Source organism: Acinetobacter sp. ANC 5414, from assembly GCF_013004295.1.
Lineage (GTDB): Bacteria > Pseudomonadota > Gammaproteobacteria > Pseudomonadales > Moraxellaceae > Acinetobacter.
Genome location: NZ_JABERM010000002.1, coordinates 1 through 17,631, shown reverse-complemented (window position 1 = coordinate 17,631; position 17,631 = coordinate 1). Strand labels below are relative to the sequence as shown.

General features: G+C 39.0%; 18 protein-coding genes, 1 rRNA gene, 1 pseudogene and 1 riboswitch. Of the genes and pseudogenes, 12 read left to right on the top strand and 8 right to left on the bottom strand.

The annotated features are described in order from the left end of the window. Nucleotides 1-179: 179 nt before the first annotated feature. The 3 genes from HLH18_RS02015 to HLH18_RS02005 all read left to right on the top strand — a co-directional run bounded on the left by HLH18_RS02015 (nt 180) and on the right by HLH18_RS02005 (nt 2,877). Complete coding sequence (locus HLH18_RS02015; protein ID WP_171545620.1) at nt 180-1,070, top strand: sulfite exporter TauE/SafE family protein; 891 nt, start codon at nt 180-182, stop codon at nt 1,068-1,070. Nucleotides 1,071-1,196: 126 nt separating this feature from the next. Next, on the top strand, nt 1,197-2,288 hold the full coding sequence (locus HLH18_RS02010) for a 3-deoxy-7-phosphoheptulonate synthase (protein WP_214647243.1): 1,092 nt from the start codon (nt 1,197-1,199) through the stop codon (nt 2,286-2,288). Nucleotides 2,289-2,352: 64 nt separating this feature from the next. Beyond that, a complete protein-coding gene (locus HLH18_RS02005) occupies nt 2,353-2,877 on the top strand; it encodes a protein tyrosine phosphatase family protein (protein WP_171545618.1) in 525 nt (174 codons plus the stop codon). Here the strand turns inward: HLH18_RS02005 and ispF are convergent. Then, the gene (gene ispF / locus HLH18_RS02000; protein ID WP_131287286.1) at nt 2,865-3,356 is read right to left on the bottom strand and encodes a 2-C-methyl-D-erythritol 2,4-cyclodiphosphate synthase; all 492 of its coding nucleotides are present in this window, start codon (nt 3,354-3,356) and stop codon (nt 2,865-2,867) included. The two genes, HLH18_RS02005 and ispF, sit on opposite strands and share 13 nt — an antisense overlap. Nucleotides 3,357-3,455: 99 nt before the next feature. Between ispF and HLH18_RS01995 the strand changes: the two genes are divergently transcribed. Together HLH18_RS01995 and HLH18_RS01990 are read left to right on the top strand one after the other, a co-directional pair. Continuing rightward, nucleotides 3,456-4,106, top strand: coding sequence for an A1S_1983 family putative colistin resistance protein (locus HLH18_RS01995; protein WP_171545617.1), 651 nt, complete (start codon nt 3,456-3,458; stop codon nt 4,104-4,106). A 36-nt stretch (nt 4,107-4,142) separates the two neighbouring features. Beyond that, entirely contained in the window at nt 4,143-4,514 is a 372-nt protein-coding gene (locus HLH18_RS01990) for an MmcQ/YjbR family DNA-binding protein (RefSeq protein WP_171545616.1), read from the top strand. 36 nt (nt 4,515-4,550) lie between these two features. On the opposite strand, the gene HLH18_RS01985 is transcribed toward HLH18_RS01990, so the two are convergent. The 5 genes from HLH18_RS01985 to HLH18_RS01965 all read right to left on the bottom strand — a co-directional run bounded on the left by HLH18_RS01985 (nt 4,551) and on the right by HLH18_RS01965 (nt 9,559). After that, nucleotides 4,551-5,795: a D-amino acid dehydrogenase gene (locus HLH18_RS01985; protein WP_171545615.1), complete on the bottom strand. Its 1,245-nt coding sequence runs from the start codon at nt 5,793-5,795 to the stop codon at nt 4,551-4,553. A gap of 147 nt (nt 5,796-5,942) precedes the next feature. After that, nucleotides 5,943-6,032, bottom strand: a riboswitch (glycine riboswitch). A gap of 214 nt (nt 6,033-6,246) precedes the next feature. Further along, nucleotides 6,247-6,789 (bottom strand): GNAT family N-acetyltransferase, encoded by a 543-nt coding sequence (locus HLH18_RS01980; RefSeq protein ID WP_171545695.1) that lies wholly within the window; start codon nt 6,787-6,789, stop codon nt 6,247-6,249. A 181-nt stretch (nt 6,790-6,970) separates the two neighbouring features. Next, complete coding sequence (gene aroC, locus HLH18_RS01975; RefSeq protein WP_171545614.1) at nt 6,971-8,065, bottom strand: chorismate synthase; 1,095 nt, start codon at nt 8,063-8,065, stop codon at nt 6,971-6,973. A 12-nt stretch (nt 8,066-8,077) separates the two neighbouring features. Continuing rightward, nucleotides 8,078-9,088, bottom strand: a complete 1,011-nt coding sequence (gene prmB, locus HLH18_RS01970; protein WP_171527842.1) for a 50S ribosomal protein L3 N(5)-glutamine methyltransferase — start codon at nt 9,086-9,088, stop codon at nt 8,078-8,080. 105 nt (nt 9,089-9,193) lie between these two features. Continuing rightward, nucleotides 9,194-9,559, bottom strand: a complete 366-nt coding sequence (locus HLH18_RS01965) for a lysozyme inhibitor LprI family protein (RefSeq protein ID WP_131287300.1) — start codon at nt 9,557-9,559, stop codon at nt 9,194-9,196. Between the two features lie 196 nt (nt 9,560-9,755). On the opposite strand from HLH18_RS01965, the gene HLH18_RS01960 reads away from it, so the two are divergent. The 7 genes from HLH18_RS01960 to HLH18_RS01930 all read left to right on the top strand — a co-directional run bounded on the left by HLH18_RS01960 (nt 9,756) and on the right by HLH18_RS01930 (nt 16,755). Further along, nucleotides 9,756-10,061 carry a hypothetical protein gene (locus HLH18_RS01960; RefSeq protein WP_131287302.1) on the top strand — a complete coding sequence of 102 codons (306 nt, stop codon included), beginning with the start codon at nt 9,756-9,758 and terminating at the stop codon, nt 10,059-10,061. A 269-nt stretch (nt 10,062-10,330) separates the two neighbouring features. Further along, nucleotides 10,331-11,704 (top strand): ABC1 kinase family protein, encoded by a 1,374-nt coding sequence (locus HLH18_RS01955; RefSeq protein WP_171545613.1) that lies wholly within the window; start codon nt 10,331-10,333, stop codon nt 11,702-11,704. A 234-nt stretch (nt 11,705-11,938) separates the two neighbouring features. After that, nucleotides 11,939-13,225, top strand: a complete 1,287-nt coding sequence (locus HLH18_RS01950) for an acyl-CoA dehydrogenase family protein (protein WP_171545694.1) — start codon at nt 11,939-11,941, stop codon at nt 13,223-13,225. A gap of 25 nt (nt 13,226-13,250) precedes the next feature. After that, nucleotides 13,251-14,450 carry an acyl-CoA dehydrogenase family protein gene (locus HLH18_RS01945; protein ID WP_171545612.1) on the top strand — a complete coding sequence of 400 codons (1,200 nt, stop codon included), beginning with the start codon at nt 13,251-13,253 and terminating at the stop codon, nt 14,448-14,450. Nucleotides 14,451-14,551: 101 nt separating this feature from the next. Further along, nucleotides 14,552-15,037 carry a GNAT family N-acetyltransferase gene (locus tag HLH18_RS01940; RefSeq protein ID WP_171545611.1) on the top strand — a complete coding sequence of 162 codons (486 nt, stop codon included), beginning with the start codon at nt 14,552-14,554 and terminating at the stop codon, nt 15,035-15,037. A gap of 398 nt (nt 15,038-15,435) precedes the next feature. After that, on the top strand, nt 15,436-15,978 hold the full coding sequence (locus HLH18_RS01935; RefSeq protein ID WP_171545610.1) for a type 1 glutamine amidotransferase domain-containing protein: 543 nt from the start codon (nt 15,436-15,438) through the stop codon (nt 15,976-15,978). A gap of 201 nt (nt 15,979-16,179) precedes the next feature. Continuing rightward, the gene (locus HLH18_RS01930) at nt 16,180-16,755 is read left to right on the top strand and encodes a lytic transglycosylase domain-containing protein (protein WP_350642243.1); all 576 of its coding nucleotides are present in this window, start codon (nt 16,180-16,182) and stop codon (nt 16,753-16,755) included. A gap of 63 nt (nt 16,756-16,818) precedes the next feature. Here the strand turns inward: HLH18_RS01930 and HLH18_RS01925 are convergent. After that, nucleotides 16,819-17,375: pseudogene (locus tag HLH18_RS01925) on the bottom strand (DUF4256 domain-containing protein). Nucleotides 17,376-17,559: 184 nt separating this feature from the next. Next, nucleotides 17,560-17,631 (bottom strand): 5S ribosomal RNA (gene rrf, locus HLH18_RS16300); the annotation flags it as partial.

Below are 17,631 nucleotides of genomic sequence, written 5' to 3'. Positions count from 1 at the left end.
ATTAATCATGATAGCGGTGCAAAGCTATTTTTTCTCATCAGAAATGAGGCTTTATCGTCCTGCCTGATCAACGCTATTTTCTATTTCTTTTTTTAGAATAAGTAAATCAATAATCAAGACAACGACTTATATGAAAAAGTCATAACATATGCACGTTTTTTGATATTTGGCATATAACCATGTTTGGTCCACTCGAATTTATTTTAGCAGGTGTTTTGGTCGGTTTCTGCGTTGGGATTACAGGTGTTGGTGGAGGTTCATTAATGACTCCCATCCTGATTAGCCTGTTTAGAATCGAGCCACATATTGCCATTGGAACAGACTTACTGTATGCCGCAATTTCAAAATTCTGCGGATCTTTAGTTCACGCAAAAAAAATGAATATTGTCTGGCCGATTGTCCTTTGGCTTGCTGTGGGTAGTATTCCCGCTTCGTTTGCAACCCATTGGGTTTTAGAAAATTACCTCAGTCATTCAAGTAGCTATAAAGCTGTTTTGACTATGGTCTTGGGCTTTATGCTGACCCTGACCGGTATTTCTATCGTGTTCCGCGGTCACATTGAACGCTTCTTTAACAAGTTCCGTAAGGATGTCCCTTTGGATATGACGCAGGATTTGGAAAAGGTTAACCTGCAAGCCAAAGACAAACGTGCTTATATTATCATTATGGGTATTGTACTTGGCGTATTTGTGACCCTTTCTTCAGTCGGTGCTGGTGCCTTTGGTATCATGGCGCTTGTGCTGATGTTCCCGAATTTACCGATGATCCGTATTATCGGTTCCGATGTTGTCCATGCCGTGCTTTTGACTTTAGTCGCAGGGCTTGGACACATGAGTTCGGGTAATGTAGATTTACACTTACTCGGATGGTTATTGGTCGGTTCAATTCCTGCAATTATCGTTGGAACTTTGATCAGTTCCCGTCTGCCAGAAAAAATTATCCGTAAGATTTTGGGGATTACCCTATTCGCATTAGGCATGAATTTCATGCTTCATCCGGTCAAAGCAAAACCTGTAGAAAAACCGGCTACAGCGCAAGTGATCATTATTGAAAAATCGATGAAAGTTTAATTTAACTATACGATTCATCACTTTTTTTTGACCTATATATTGATCTTTTTTATAACATTGTGAACATACATTCGTGTTATATTCAGATTGAGAATAAACTTTTGTATGATCGAACCAGTGACGGCAATGAATACACTACAGTCAAAACCTATTACACAATCTGACATCGACGACGTGAATGTACAAAGCATTCAGCCTTTGGTAACTCCTGCTGAATTAAAAAAAGAGCTGCCTCTGACTGAACATGCCTATCAAACCGTCCTTAAAGGCCGTGAAACCATTCGCAATATCTTGGATGGCAAAGACAAACGTCTATTCGTGGTCATTGGTCCTTGCTCAATTCACGATACGGTTGCTGCACATGAATATGCGGATCGTCTCAAAGTTTTAAGCGAAAAAGTGAAAGACACCCTTTATATTGTGATGCGCGTTTATTTTGAAAAACCGCGTACGACTGTGGGCTGGAAAGGTTTAATTAATGACCCTGACATGAATGACTCTTTCAACATTGAAAAAGGTCTTCGTATTGGTCGTCAGCTTTTGGTTGAACTGAATGAAAAAGGATTACCGTGTGCCACTGAAGCACTTGATCCGAACTCGCCACAATATTATCAAGATCTGATTTCATGGTCAGCGATTGGTGCACGTACCACCGAAAGCCAGACGCATCGTGAAATGTCTTCAGGCTTATCATCACCTGTAGGCTTTAAAAATGGTACAGATGGCGGTTTAACAGTTGCGACCAATGCCATGCAATCGGTTAAACACGGTCACAGCTTCCTCGGTCTAAATGATCAAGGTCAGGTTTCTGTCATTCGTACCAGTGGCAACCAATACGCACACGTAGTTCTACGTGGTGGTAATGGCAAACCGAACTATGATGCAGGTTCTGTTGCAGAAGCTGAAAATGCTTTGGCGAAAGCGAAAGTCAGCAACAAAATCATGATTGATGCCAGTCATGCCAATTCAAACAAAGACCCGTACTTACAACCGCTGGTATTGAAAAACATCACAGAACAAATTCTGGATGGCAACAAGTCGATTGTGGGTCTTATGGTTGAAAGCCATCTTAAAGGCGGTCGCCAGGATATTCCTGAAAATCTGGATGATCTTGAATACGGCAAATCAGTGACTGACGGCTGTATCGATTGGGAAACCACAGAAAAAGCCCTGCTCGATATGCATGAAGCACTGAAAGACGTTTTACCAAATCGCTAAGAGATTTAAAACGCCATCTAACCAGATGGCGTTTCTACTTTAACCTTAGGAAAAATTTTATCTTATGAATCAAATTGAAAATGCATTAAGCCACATCGAGAATTTCCAGTTTATTCACGAACACCTATTCACCTCAGCTCAGCCCACTGCTGAACAGTTGAAACTGATTAAAGAATACGGCGTGACCACGATTGTGAATCTGGGATTGTCTGATGCAGAGCAGCATTTAGATCATCAAGATAAAATTTGTTTAGATTTAGGCTTAAATTATATTCAGTTTCCCATTTCGCCAGAAACACCGTCTGATGACCAATGTTTACTGATATTAGACATGCTGGCTCATTTAGTACAAGAAAAAATGGTCTGGCTACATTGCAGCAAAAATTATCATGTCAGTAGTTTGATGTATTTATATCGTCAGTACTATATGGATATGGACATGCCTACGGCGCAAGAGCTGATGCACAGCATTTGGGAACCGAATGAAACCTGGACAGGTCTCATCCATGCGGTAGCCCTACAACTGCAAGGTCGCAAAGCCACCCAAGAATTACAGCAGTCTTTGATCCATCCAGATCATTTTGCCTGATGCGAAATCAACACTGTTGCAGTCGATAAAATACCTTCTTCACGTCCGGTAAAGCCTAATTTTTCTGTGGTTGTGGCTTTAACACTAATTTGTGTGACATGTACATCCAGAACATCTGCAATACTTTGACGCATTTCTAAATTATGTTTCGCCAATTTTGGGCGTTCACATGCGACTGTAATATCGGCATTATTTAACACATAACCACGATCTAAAATCAGTTGATAGACATGTTTAAGCAAAACACGGCTATCAGCACCTTTAAATTTCGGATCGGTATCTGGAAAATGCTGCCCGATATCGCCCAAAGCCAAAGCACCCAATAACGCATCACATAAAGCATGTAATACCACATCACCATCTGAATGGGCTTTTAAACCTTGAGTATGTGGAATTTTAATCCCTGCCAAAGTGACAAAATCACCTTCTTCAAAGGCGTGTACATCCATTCCCTGACCAATTCGAATTTGTGCGACCACTTTGAGCATCCTTAAGAAATAAATGATTGAGATGTTGTATTCACGCTTTCTATTTCGCTATAGTTACATCAGCACAACATAGTGAAATTATAAGCGATCATGCTGGTGAATACCGATATTAATCTCATTAAAACATTAAGCACATTATTCAGTATTGGCTGTTTGTGCTCAACTTTGGCTCATGCTCAAAAAATTGACTGTTCTAGCCCCAATACTTCATCAATGAAACAGATTTGTGCTGCAAATTTTGCCCAATCGCGAGAAAAATTAAACAATCATTATATCACTGCATTTTTGGTCAGTGATGCACCGGTTCACTTATTGGAAGATACCCATACTTTATGGTTTAAGCGTTTACAACAATGTAAAAGTTTAAATTGTTATAAACAACAATTTGAACTACGCATTGAAGATCTCAATTTTTATACCTCACTAAATCAGAGTTTAACCAATCATTATTTAAAATTTGAAAATGGTCAAATTGCCAGTCAACCTGTGCATTTACAAGTCCATCAACTCAGCAAAGATAGAATTAAAATTGAAGGCATCGCCTACCGTAACCCAAACAATAAACTGGAAACACAAACAATTCCTTTTTTAGCCTATACAACGCCTGACCAGAAAAGTGAAATCATGGATAACGAACATGATTGCAAATATCAGTTCGATTTTAATAAGGCCATTTTATCGGTTAAAACAGAACAGAAAGGCTGTGAACGCTTTGTGGGTGTATATCGGATTTATGATTAATTACTCAATTTAATTTTTTTAAAAAGTGTTCTGCTGATGGATGATCATTCGATTCAGAAAATTGCTATTGAAACTGCTATAAACCTAGTCGCGGCTGAACATTCACAACCTTTTGGCTTTGGGGTGGAGGTATATAAAGTCTCGGATAAAATTTTTATGATGACCATGACCTATCAAAATGAAAAAATTGTCACTCTAAAATGCTCTCCGCAAGACTCTGAAATGCTACGTGATATCTATCCGTCGATTCGTCCGGGATATCACATGAATAAAAAGCACTGGATTACGATTTATCCAGGCAAAGAAATCACCATGGAATTAGTGCAAGATTTAGTCATTGCCTCATATGAACTGGTAATCAGTAAATTACCTAAACACCAGAAAATAGGTTTAGAAGCTAAAAAATAAAAAGCATGAAGCTAAAACTCCATGCTTTTTTATCGCTTAAACTGGATGTTGTGAAGCGACTTCCTGACTAATCATCACGGCTGTCGCTGCGGATAATGTCCAGCCTAAATGACCATGCCCGGTATTATAAAAAACCCGTTCACGCTTTCCACGTCGAACAATTGGCATCATATTCGGCATCATCGGACGTAAACCTGCCCAAGGTACGACATTTTCAGTGGTAATATTAAAATTCTTGTTCACCCAATCGGTCAGCGGCTGTATGCGATCTGCCCGGATATCCCGGTTATAACCATTAAATTCAGCCGTGCCTGCAACACGTAACCGATCTGCACCTAAACGTGAAGTGACAATTTTCGCACTTTCATCCAGCAGGCTCACCCACGGTGCATTCTTGATGCTGTCCTCATCATTTAAATCTAGCGTAATAGAATACCCCTTCACTGGATAGACATTGACGCGATCACCCAATAAATTTGCCAAGTGATAGCTTCCGACACCGCCACACACCACCACGGCATCCGCTTCCAATGATTCAACTGAAGTTGCATTTAAATGCATATTTTCATTACTGGCATGATAAAGTACAGTGACACCTGTGGCATGATGTTTGACATCCGTGACTTCCATACCAAACATGTATTTCACCCCATATTTTTCAGATGCCTCAGCAAGCCCTTTGGTAAATTTATGAATATCACCTGTGGCATCTCCGGGACAATAAAAACCGCCATAATATTCGCCCTTTAAACTGGGTTCTATGCTTTTAATTTCACCTGGTGTAACCGAAATTCTTTCCAAACCACCCTCAATAAGCAAAGTATTCACCCGCGTTGCCACTTCATAATCAAGCTTGCTGTGATAGAAATGCAGAATTCCACGTTTTTCCAAATCAAACTGAATATTTTCTTGTTCAGCAACAGCAAATAAACGCTCACGGGCTAATAGCGCCATTTTTACGGTATCTCGAGTATTGGCTTCGTAATTTTTAATATTGCCAAGGAATTCCATTAACCAGCCATATTTATGCAGGTCAAATGAAGGGTTAAGTAACAGTGGTGCATTTTTATTGGACATCCACTTAATACCTTTCAGTACTGTGGCTTTTTGATTCCAGACTTCTGCATTACAGGCAGAAAGCTGTCCGCCATTGGCAAACGAGGTTTCCATGGCTGGATATAAATGTTTATCCATGACGGTAACTTTATAGCCCAATTTTGCCAGCTCATAGGCGGAAGTAACACCGGTAATTCCTGATCCGATCACAACGATATGACACATACGACACTCCCTGGAAATGTGTATACATTTCTTCTGAGCCCCATCTGTGATTGATACCTGAGAGCTTCGATCATGACGTTAAAAACTTAACGCTGACCATCCCCTTCGGTGAGCATATTGACTGAATATGCTTCTCTCCAGATTTTTGAAATTATTACAGTCCTTTTGCCTGAGAGTTTCCGGGGTCGTTGCTCCTTCGGCGTGTTCACAGAAGAACATCTCTCCTGCAATAATTACTTATATTAATATGAGCAACTTTTGTACCATTCGCGAGCACTAAATTCATTTATTTGTTAATTAATTCATCTTAAATAAAAATATTCATACTAATCAAACAATTAAAACAAAAAAATAAATTTAAGAAAAATTAAATATCGTAAAAATAAAGTGAAATCAGTTATTCAAATTGTGCTGTTGTAGTGATTAAAATGCACCGTTTTAGAGATCTAATTTACATCTCTTTAATTACCGACTTTGTCATATGTTGTAATTTCAAATCAATCAAAGGTTGCCCTACATTGGCATCAATTGGATACGATTCAACACATGCTGTTTTTGAATAGCCACATCTTTCATAATATTGAATCAGCTCTGTTCTGGCATCAAGTACAAACATTTCATAGTGAGTTAAGCTCGGCAACTCTTCTAAAGCCTTTTTTTCAGCATATTTCAAAACATGCTTTCCAATACCCTGATTTTGCCAGCGTGAGTGGACACAAAAAGTGCCTATTTCAACGGCATTTTGCTGAAAGGTTAAACCTATACAAGCGACTAAAGCAGATTCTAAATCCTCAACCATTTCAGCAACAAATAGAGAAAAATTCTGCTGATTCAGACTATCCAATAACTGCTGATGATTGATTCGATCTCCAGCAACAATATCCTGTTCACTGGTCCAACTAGCACCTGTAGTTGTACGATATGCCTGATTTATCAAAGCAACTAGGCTTTCAACATCACTGGCATTTGCCAGTCTATATTTTAATGGCTGCATTATTTTTCTAAAAAATTTAATTAAAAGAAAATTATCACAAAGCATCATCAAACAAAATTCTATTCATAAAAAAACCAGACTTAAAGTCTGGTTTTTTTATCTAAGTTTGTAGCTAACGAAGTAGTGCTTTTTTGTTGCTATTCACTTACCGCGTTCGGGCAAAGCATTGCTTTGCTTTTCCTCACTTGGGTTCAATCGGTGCAAATGGCATAACCACATCCGCATTTTGTGCACGATGGCGCATGAAGTGATCCATCAACACAATCGCAAACATCGCTTCAGCGATTGGTGTCGCACGAACACCGACACACGGGTCATGACGACCTTTGGTCAATACGTCCGTATCTTCACGCTCGATATTAATAGTTTTACCTGGGGTGGTGATACTTGCAGTTGGTTTCAGTGCAATTGCCACACGAATGGTTTGACCACTTGAAATACCACCGAGAATCCCGCCTGCATGATTGGCAAGAAAACCATCTGTAGTGAGTTCATCACGTGATTCATGGCCGAACTGTTCAGCAACTGCAAAGCCATCACCAATTTCAACGCCTTTAACCGCATTAATGCTCATCATCGCATGTGCAATATCCGCATCTAAACGATCAAATACTGGCTCGCCCCAACCTACAGGAACATTCTCTGCAAGAATTTCCAACTTCGCACCACAGCTAGTGCCTTGTTCGCGAAGTGAAGTGACTAATGCTTCAAAACGTGGCACTGCATCAACATCACCACAGAAAAATGGATTGTTTGGAACTTCATTCCAATCTAGTTTTTCGGTTTTTTCCGTACCAATTTGTGTGACATGACCACGAATGTTAATACCAAACTTTTCAACCAGATATTTTTTCGCAATTGCACCCGCAGCCACACGCATTGCAGTTTCACGTGCGCTTGAACGACCGCCACCACGGTAATCACGAAAACCATACTTTTGGGTATAGGTATAATCTGCATGACCCGGACGGAACGTTTGCGCAATGTTGCCGTAGTCTTTGGATTTCTGATCCGTATTACGAATCAATAAACCAATTGATGTACCTGTAGTTTTACCTTCAAATACACCGGAAATAATTTCGACTTCATCCGGCTCTTTACGCTGGGTCGCGAATTTAGAGGTGCCCGGTTTACGGCGATCTAAATCTTTTTGTAAATCTGCTTCAGTCAGTTCGATCCCAGGCGGCACACCATCGACAATTGCCATCAGGCCAACGCCATGAGATTCACCACAAGTCGTTACACGGAACAGTTGTCCAATACTATTACCTGCCATGTTCACAACTCCTTATGCTTGAACAGATTGTACAAATAAATCACGGTATTTACGGCATTGCTCTGCTGTTAAAGCAAAAATACCCGAACCACCTTTTTGGAAAGTTAACCAATGGAAATCAACAGTATTAAAGTTCTGTTTCATTGCCCATTCAGAATTACCTACTTCAATGACAATCAACCCATTTTCAGTTAAGTAATCCGCAGCTTGCGCCAACATTTTACGAACTAGATCTAAACCATCTTGACCTGCAGCAAGCGCAAGTTCTGGCTCATGTAAAAATTCAGCTGGTAAATCAGCCATATCTTCTGCATCCACATACGGTGGATTAGATACGATTAAATCATATTGATTTTCAGCAGGAATTTTTGCAAATAAATCCGATTCCATCAATGCAACCTGATATTGCATATTGTGATGTTCAGCGTTAATCGATGCTACTTCTAAAGCTTCTTTAGAAATATCGGTCGCATCCACTTCAGATTCAGGGAAAGCATAAGCCAATGCAATCGCGATACAGCCCGAACCGGTACACATATCTAAAATACGACGCGGAGTTTGCGGATTATTATTTTCAGGAAGATTGTTCAAAGCTTCACGCACCAGACCATTTTCATCTAGGCAATAAGGTGCAAAGCGTTGGTTAATCAATTCTGCAATTGGTGAACGTGGAATAAGTACACGTTCATCCACATAATAGGGTTTATCGCAGAAATATGCCAGATTCAACAAATATGAAGTTGGCACTTTTTCATTGATACGACGTTCCAGCAAACTGATAAATTCAGCTTTTTCACTTGGCAGTAATTTCGCATCTAAAATTTCTGGATTTGCGTTCCAGTCCAGTGCCAGTGTTTGCAATACTAAAGCCGAGCTTTCTGCAAAAAAGTCTTCTGTACCTTGACCCAAGTGTGCATCGTATTGACGTAGAGCTGAAACACCAAAACGGATAAAATCACGAATAGTTGTTAGGTTTTCAGCGGCTTCCTGTAAATGTTCAGGGCTAATTGTCAGTTGATCCACTTAAGGCATCTCCAAGGTCAAATTTTTAAAGCGCCTTATGATACCTTGTTTTATTGGTTTTTTATAACGTTTCAAGCAGATTAAAAACAATAATCTATTCGCCATTTATTTAATTTGATAATAGTAAGCACGTTCCATCGTCATTTCTAAAACACATTTTTCCTGTTTGACTTTAAGGAAGCTCGAGGTCACTTTTAAATAGCATTGCTGATTAACACGTTTTAACCAAAGCTTATGCTGCTGCTCGACATTACTTTGATTAATCCCACTGTTTTTTAAATAATTTTTATAATATTTATTCAGGATTTTTTCCTGATTTTTCAACTCTTTATCTACACATTTTTTGACTGTTTCAATTTGACCATAAGATGTGTTTAGGCATTTGTTATATTCGTCAGAATATCCTTGTGCTAAAACTGCGGTTGAGCCCAAAGCAGCCATACTGAAAATCACTGGCATTAAAAATCGCATCACATTCCCCTGTCTTAAATGACTCAAATTTAAATAATATTGTTTTGTTTATTCAAAGATACTACAACAATCATGTGCAAATTCCTATATCACTGCAGCTCAAGCCTAAATCCGATAAAAACTTCATTACAATTACACATTGAATCTGCACCAAATGCCCTTATATACTTTTCACTCTCTGTCTAAATATTTTTTTATGAGCTACAAACACAATAATTTAATGGCAATGCGCCAAAACTATTGGAATGACACAGATTCAGCCCAGGTTGAAAGCGAGAAACAATTCTTTCAGCAAACCTTGATTGAATACAACATCTACACAGCCCCATCAGAAGATGATGCCAAATATCTGTTCTTTAGTTTACCCAGCATTATTATTGTCAAAGGTTATGCCCTCGGTTTTAAACATGACACTGTTCAAGCTATGATTTTTAAACATATTCAAGATAATAAAACCGTGTTGAAGCAAAAAAGTGACATTAAAATTCAATTCCGCATGTAAATATTTATCTAATCTACCTTCATCACAATTGCCTGTGCGGGTATCCTTCTCAAGGCTGATAAAAGTGTGAGTAACCCATTTATTTCACGCGTGTGAAAAGCGTCTAGTTCTTATAGGACTAGAGCTTTTATGGAAAATAAATTAAATATTAAGCATATTAATGCCCTGTACAGCAGGTTGAACTTTTTTAATACGTGAATACGCGGTAATATCCGCTACAATTAATTATTTAATTATTCTGCGACTTGCTGATTAAAGGATTTTGTTTAATGTCAGATCAGAACGATAAGCTTAAACAACTCAAAACCTCCTCTATGGATCGACGTTTATCTATCGCTAAAGCATCCTTACTGGCAGGGACGCGATGGGCGGCCTCTAGCGCAACCACCATGTTTTCCAGTGAAGCAGAAAAAGAAAAGAAACGTAAAAAAGCCATGAAAGAACAAGCCGATTATCTTGTTTCTGAAATTGGAAAACTTAAAGGTTCTATCGTTAAAATTGGGCAAATGATGGCGCTTTATGGCGAACATTTTTTACCTGAAGAAATTACTCAAGCGCTGAATACTTTAAATAATCAAACCATTGCACTTGCCTGGCCTGCGATTAAACAACATCTAGAACAACAATTGGGTTCTAAGCTCAATGACTTAACCATAGATCATGAACCTTTAGGCACCGCCTCTTTAGCCCAGGTACATCGTGCCACACGAAAATCAGATGGTTTGGAAATTGTACTCAAAATCCAGTATCCGGGTGTAGCAGCGGCCATTGATTCAGACATGAGCCTGTTTAAAAACATGCTCAAATTGACCCGCATGGTGCCGCAAACACGCGAATTTGATCAATGGTTTGATGAAGTTCGTGAAATGATGCATCGCGAAGTGAATTATGACATTGAAGCTGCGACCACACGTCGTTTTGCCGAGCGTTTAAAAGATGATCCTCGCTATATTGTGCCGCAGATTGTGGATGAATATTGCACAGATCAAATTTTATGCATGACTTTTGAACGAGGCGTACCAATCAATAGCCCTGTGATGCTGTCTTTGCCTCAAGAGCGTCGCAACCAGCTCGGTGAAGCCTCTCTCGAAATTGCGGTACGTGAAATTTTTGAATGGGGCGAAATGCAAACCGATCCAAATTTTGGTAATTATTTGGTGCGTTTGGGCAATGGTGAAGATAGCCAAGATAAAATTGTACTGTTAGATTTTGGGGCCATTCGTCAATTTGACGAACATTTGCTGAGTGTTGCACGTAATTTGATTCAAGCCGGTTATCATCACAATATTGATGAAATGGTTCGTGCCATGACGGGTTATGAATTCTTTGACTCCATTCCGCAAAGCATTAAGCCAGATATGGCCAAAGTGTTTTTATTGGCCACTGAAGCATTTAGCACAACTGCTAATAATCCAGACTTACCTCAAGGTGTGATGGATGAGCAGCAACGCTATGACTGGAAAAAAAGCCAATTGCATAGTCGCGTAATGCAACGTGCATCCAAATCGATGGCATCGCGTTATTTCAGCGTTCCCCCAAAAGAATTTATGTTTATTAGTCGTAAATTCATTGGGGCATACACTTTTATGACTGTCATTGATGCAAAAACCAATGTGCGCAAGATGGTCGAAAAATTTTTATAATCTATTCTGACTAGAGTGACTGCATTGTCATTCTAGTCAACCTTATCTTTCTAGCCTGCCTTTATAATGATTAAAAACAAATATTATTCAAACATTTAATAACTTTAAAATTTATTTCAAACCGTTCATCCAAGTCAATTTTAATTGTCAGTCATGACATAGTCTTTTCCAAATTCACATGTCAGCATAAAAATACAAAGAATCGAAAATCGATGGACGATAACAATGACCAATATGGTAAATAAAGCACAAGGATTTGGGCTATTACTGATCACTAAAATTGCCGGTAGCGAGGTTCTTGATCAATTCAAACTGCGTAAATTTCTTGAAAAATCGTTATATCAAGGTTCAAAAATCGGTTTTAAAACCCTAACCAAGACCCAAAAAGCATTTAAAGCCAATTCCAATATCAGCAAACAACGCCTTCCAAATCAACACAAGTCATTATTTGATTTAAGTCTGACTGAAGAACAGCAAATGACCTGTGATGCGATGGATCAATTTGCAGCAGAAGTGCTTTATCCCTTAGCCGCTGAAGCAGACAATAATGAAAAATTTCCCGCAGCACTTTGGCAACATGCTACTGATTTAGGACTGAATTACTATGCGCTTCCTGAAGCTTTAGGTGGAGTTGCGACGGAAAAGAATATTGTAAGCAATATCCTCATTGCTGAACATTTAGCCAAAGGAGATTTCAGCTTAACGGCAGGCTTACTTTCCACATTTAGTGTGATTAATGCGATTATCCAATGGGGTTCTGAAAAAGTTCAGTCCACCTATTTAGCAAGCTTCGCAAATGATCCCGATATTCTCGCGACATTTGCGGTACAAGAAGCAACCGCTGCATTTAACCCTTTCAAGCTAAAAACCAAAGCGACTTCAATTCATGAAAAATACACCCTTCATGGAGAAAAAACTTTAGTGATATTGGGTGAAACTGCCGATCTATTTCTGGTAAATGCTGAACTGAATGGCTTGCCAGAGGTTTTCATTGTAAAACGCGACAGCAGCATTACCGCGAAGAAAAGTCCAGCAATGGGCTTAAAAGCTACAGAAACGGTGACTTTACACTTTAATAATAGTCCGGCTGAATTATTAGGTGATGATGACTTTAATTATCCGGTCTTCTTGGATTTGGGCAACCTGATGTGGTGCGCCATGGCTCTTGGAACTTGTGAAGCCGTAAAAGCTTACTGTATTCAATATGCCAATCAACGTACTGCTTTTGGTGAACCTATTTCACACCGTCAGAGTGTGGCATTTATGATTGCAGATATGGCGATTGAAATTGACGCCATGCGCATGTTGATTTTAAATGCAGCCAGCCTGGCTGAAGCAGGTCACCCGTTTCATCGTGAAGCCTATTTGGCACGTTTATTCTGTGCAGAAAAATCGATGAAAATCGGCACCGATGGTGTGCAAATACTGGGTGGTCATGGCTTTACCAAGGAACATCCGGTTGAGTGCTGGTACCGTGACCTACGTGCAACAGCGATCTTACATTCAGGCTTACATGCTTAATCCATAACAATAAGGAATCGAGCCAATGAATTTACAAAATCCTAAAAAATTTAAGATGTTGATTGATCAAGCTCATGAATCTGCTTTAAATGTACTACGCTCTATTTCACGTAAATATGATAAAGCTGAACACAGTTATCCTAAAGAACTGGACATGTTTGCCTCACTCATTGATGGCATGAATGATGGTGGCGAAGGCATCAATGCGGGGGCTGCTGTTGGAAAACGTGGAAGTACAGAATCGGGAAATAAAAATGGCGTCAATATGTCTACCGTTCTTGGGGTCATTGAGATGTGCTATGGAGATACTGGGTTATTACTCAGTATGCCTCGTCAGGGTTTAGGGAATTCTGCCATTGCAGCCGTGGCAAATGACGAACAGCTGGAACGTTTCAAAGGCACATGGGCAGCCATGGCCATTACTGAACCCGGCTGCGGTTCAGATTCTGCAGCCATTCGTACCACAGCGACAAAAGACGGTGATGATTACATCTTAAATGGTGAAAAGATTTTCGTAACCTCTGGTGAGCGTGCTGACTCTGTTGTAGTTTGGGCAACTTTAGATAAAAAACTCGGACGTGCTGCCATTAAATCCTTTGTCGTTCCTAAAGGTACAGCTGGCATGAAAGTAGAACGCCTGGAACATAAACTGGGAATCAAAGCATCCGATACAGCTGTGATCAGCTTCGTTGATTGCCGTGTACCCGCAGAAAATCTGTTGGGCCACGCTGAAATTGATGTGGCTAAAGGTTTCGCAGGAGTCATGGAAACTTTTGACAATACCCGACCACTGGTTGCTGCCATGGCAGTCGGATGTGCCAAAGCCTCATTGGAACGAATTAAGGAAATTTTCAAAGATCAATTAGATGAAAATTACGCTATGCCCTATTTGCAAACCACTCATATCGCAGCACAAATTTACCGTATGGAAGCCGAGTGGGAAGCGGCTCGCTTACTGACCATGAAAGCGGCCTGGATGGCGGATAATAAAAAACCGAACTCACGTGAAGCCTCCATTTCCAAAGCAAAAGCGGGACGAATCTGTAATGAAATTACTTTAAAATGTGTAGAACTTGCTGCAAGTGTCGGTTATAACGAAGATGAACTATTAGAGAAATGGGCACGTGACTCAAAAATTCTGGATATTTTTGAAGGCACACAACAGATTCAACAATTGATTATTGCACGTCGTGAATTGGGCAAGAGTTCCAGTGAATTAAAATAATTTCTCGCTTTTTCAAAGCATAAAATCGGCCAAAAGATGGATTTTTATCAGATATAGCGTTATAAAAATCCATCTTTTTTTATTTCTATATATTTAAGCTTATGTATCAAGTTAGACCTATTCAAGCACAAGATAATGCTGAAATTGCACGCGTCATTCGCGAAGTTTCCAAAGAGTTCGGACTTGCTCCTGAATCAGGTTTTGCTGTAGCTGACCCAATTTTAGATGACTTATACACGGTTTATCAGCAACCTAATGCACAATATTGGGTGATTGAAAATGAACAGGGTGAAATTTTGGGTGGTGGTGGTTTATCGCCTTTAAAAGGTGATCGCACCATTTTAGAAATTCAAAAAATGTATTTTTTACCAGAAATACGTGGTCTAGGATTCGCCAAGCAACTTCTAGAAAAAGCTTTTCAGTTTACCCTACAGCATGGTTTTCATTCTTGCTATTTAGAAACCACCAAAGAACTTTGGCAAGCTGTCAAACTTTATGAAAAATTAGGGTTTGAGTATTTAAATCACCCTAAAGGCAACACAGGTCATAGTCAAGCCTGTGAAATCTGGATGGAAAAACGATTGTAATTCTTCTACATTTTAAAAAATGTTCTCGCCTTCAAAAGAACATTTTTTAATTTGGGATTTCTTATACTCGCCCTTTTGATTTATCTCCCATGTCAGCATTTGCTTACGCAGAAAGCATTCATTGACACCTATGCTAAAATCAGCAGGAGCCCTAGTATAAAAATATCAGGAAGCATGATGTTTCCATAATAAAAATAATAAACGATATAAGCAGGATACATAAGGGTAAAACAGGAGTTATACCTTGTAACTAATCTGAATAAGCCCCGTCACGATGATGGGGCTTATTTTTTGCCAAGAATTTTCAAACCCTAACAAGAATAAGTCAAAATTTGTACAGCTTCATGGGTTCAGCTTGCTAATGTTGAACTTTCAATCAGTCATTCAGGATCACTAAAATGTCTAAAAAAGCCTTATTTATTACTTCCAATGTGGGCGTAGAACAAGATGAGCTGATCAAACCGTCTGAATATTTACAATCAAAAGGTATTGAAGTGATTCATGCCGCAGAAGAACAAAAGGATGTTCAAACGGTTAAGAGTGATAAGGAACATGCAACCTCTTATACTCCGCAAACCACTTTATCTAGAGTCTCTCCGGAGGATTATGATATTTTGGTCATTCCTGGAGGAACGGTAAATGCTGATATCCTTCGATTAAATAAGGATGCTCACAAAATTATTCAGCACTTTACAGATAATGCAAAACCTATTGCTGCCATTTGTCACGGACCTTGGGTATTAATTAATGCGGAAAGAATTAAAGATAAAAATTTAACCTCTTATAAAAGTATAAAACTGGATTTAGAAAATGCAGGTGCGAATTGGGTCGATGAAGAAGTTCATCACTGCAATACCAACAATTGGCTATTGATCACATCACGAAGCCCAGATGATATTCCTGCTTTTAATCAAGCCATTGTGCAAGAATTGAGTAATTAACAAAATTTTTAAGCAGTGAGTCCCATTAATATAATGGGACGCTTTAATTTAAAGCTTGAAACATTAAATTATTGAATGCTTCATTCATAAAAATACTTCACAAATCGTTTGAATTATACTAAACATCGACTATTGACTCGTTTTACGCAGACCACTAGCATAACTTCAATAAAATTTTACTTTGGGTTTCTAACCTTGTTAATTACGCGCCATTTATCTCATTTACGTTCAAAATTATCCCCTAATAATTTTTTTACATTTAAATCAACAGCGATCGTCATTACTACTCTAGCTTTTACCGGCTGTACATCCTTTGGTGGGAGTTCAGTCGCTAAACGATCTGCCAAATTATCCACTGGCATACAAAAAGCATATGCTGTTGCACCCGATACGGCAAATCATGTATCTCCGATGATTATCCAAAGTGCGGACAAATATGCTGTTGATCCATTACTATTAGCTGCCATGATCCGACAAGAATCAAGTTATAAGAATTATGCCATTTCATCCGCAGGTGCTGTTGGACTTACTCAGGTGATTCCACGTTACTGGCAACAAACTTGTCCAGGTGATTTAAGTGATGAATATCATAATATTAATTGCGGCACCTATATTTTAGCCACCTATAACAACAAAGCAGGAAGTTGGCCTAAAGCTCTTGCCTATTACAATGTTGGACCTGCAGGCTACAACTCCAGTTCTAAGATGAAAAAACAAGGTGAAAAGTATGCAAGACAAGTTAAACAACATCACAACACTTTAAAGGGTGCTTTATAAATTTAATCGAAATCCTTCTGCCTATGAGATAGGAGGATATTATTCATATTCATTTGTTGTGTTTTAGACTCTAAGTAACGCTCGAAAACCTCGAGAAGCATAATAAGATTCTGCTCCATTATGATAAACAAAAACTCGTCCATAACGTTTATCCGCAAAAAGAGCCCCGCCTTTCTTGCGGATATCATCCGGTGTAAATAACCAGCTTGAAGTTTTCATATCCATTGAATCTATCGCTTGCAGTTCATAATACTCATGCTCGGTTAACAATTCGACGCCCATAACTGAAGCAAAATCCAAGACTGAATTTTCAGGTTTATGGGTTTTCCGAGAATCTAGTGCTTTCCGGTCATAACATAAGCTCCTACGACCTGATGGGCTCTCTATACTACAATCCATAAAAATATACTGATCGGTGATATGATCATGCAATACAACATCAGGTTCTCCACCTGTTCGCTCCATTGCATGTAATGAGCACATTTTTCTGGGTTTTCCTCCAACTTATATTGGATCTTCGACCATTGCATGGCTTTATGCCGCTGCATATTTCGCTCAAATCGTATTTTTAGAATATTTAAAAGATCTGCTGTTTGTTCTGTAGTTAATTGTTTTTGTATGGATTTATTTTCTTTGATTTTATATCGCTCACTTTTTTATTCTAAATATTTTGCATTATTTCTTTTACAGACTACAAGTCTGAAAAGAATGGGGAATTGTACAGATCATCTCCTTTCCTCTTTCCATTTTTTAAATATAAAAAATCCCCCTGCTCTACGAGTCAGGGGGATTTTAGAATGAATGAGCTGGCGATGACTTACTCTCACATGGGTAACCCCACACTACCATCAGCGCAAAGAGGTTTCACTTCTGAGT

Bases quoted from the DNA above. Each gene is read 5' to 3' on its own strand.
- HLH18_RS02015 (WP_171545620.1), top strand. From the start codon at position 180: ATGTTTGGTCCACTCGAATTTATTTTAGCAGGTGTTTTGGTCGGTTTC.
- HLH18_RS02010 (WP_214647243.1), top strand. From the start codon at position 1,197: ATGAATACACTACAGTCAAAACCTATTACACAATCTGACATCGACGAC.
- HLH18_RS02005 (WP_171545618.1), top strand. From the start codon at position 2,353: ATGAATCAAATTGAAAATGCATTAAGCCACATCGAGAATTTCCAGTTT.
- HLH18_RS01995 (WP_171545617.1), top strand. From the start codon at position 3,456: ATGCTGGTGAATACCGATATTAATCTCATTAAAACATTAAGCACATTA.
- HLH18_RS01990 (WP_171545616.1), top strand. From the start codon at position 4,143: ATGGATGATCATTCGATTCAGAAAATTGCTATTGAAACTGCTATAAAC.
- HLH18_RS01985 (WP_171545615.1), bottom strand. From the start codon at position 5,795: ATGTGTCATATCGTTGTGATCGGATCAGGAATTACCGGTGTTACTTCC.
- HLH18_RS01980 (WP_171545695.1), bottom strand. From the start codon at position 6,789: ATGCAGCCATTAAAATATAGACTGGCAAATGCCAGTGATGTTGAAAGC.
- aroC (WP_171545614.1), bottom strand. From the start codon at position 8,065: ATGGCAGGTAATAGTATTGGACAACTGTTCCGTGTAACGACTTGTGGT.
- HLH18_RS01965 (WP_131287300.1), bottom strand. From the start codon at position 9,559: ATGCGATTTTTAATGCCAGTGATTTTCAGTATGGCTGCTTTGGGCTCA.
- HLH18_RS01960 (WP_131287302.1), top strand. From the start codon at position 9,756: ATGAGCTACAAACACAATAATTTAATGGCAATGCGCCAAAACTATTGG.
- HLH18_RS01955 (WP_171545613.1), top strand. From the start codon at position 10,331: ATGTCAGATCAGAACGATAAGCTTAAACAACTCAAAACCTCCTCTATG.
- HLH18_RS01950 (WP_171545694.1), top strand. From the start codon at position 11,939: ATGGTAAATAAAGCACAAGGATTTGGGCTATTACTGATCACTAAAATT.
- HLH18_RS01945 (WP_171545612.1), top strand. From the start codon at position 13,251: ATGAATTTACAAAATCCTAAAAAATTTAAGATGTTGATTGATCAAGCT.
- HLH18_RS01940 (WP_171545611.1), top strand. From the start codon at position 14,552: ATGTATCAAGTTAGACCTATTCAAGCACAAGATAATGCTGAAATTGCA.
- HLH18_RS01935 (WP_171545610.1), top strand. From the start codon at position 15,436: ATGTCTAAAAAAGCCTTATTTATTACTTCCAATGTGGGCGTAGAACAA.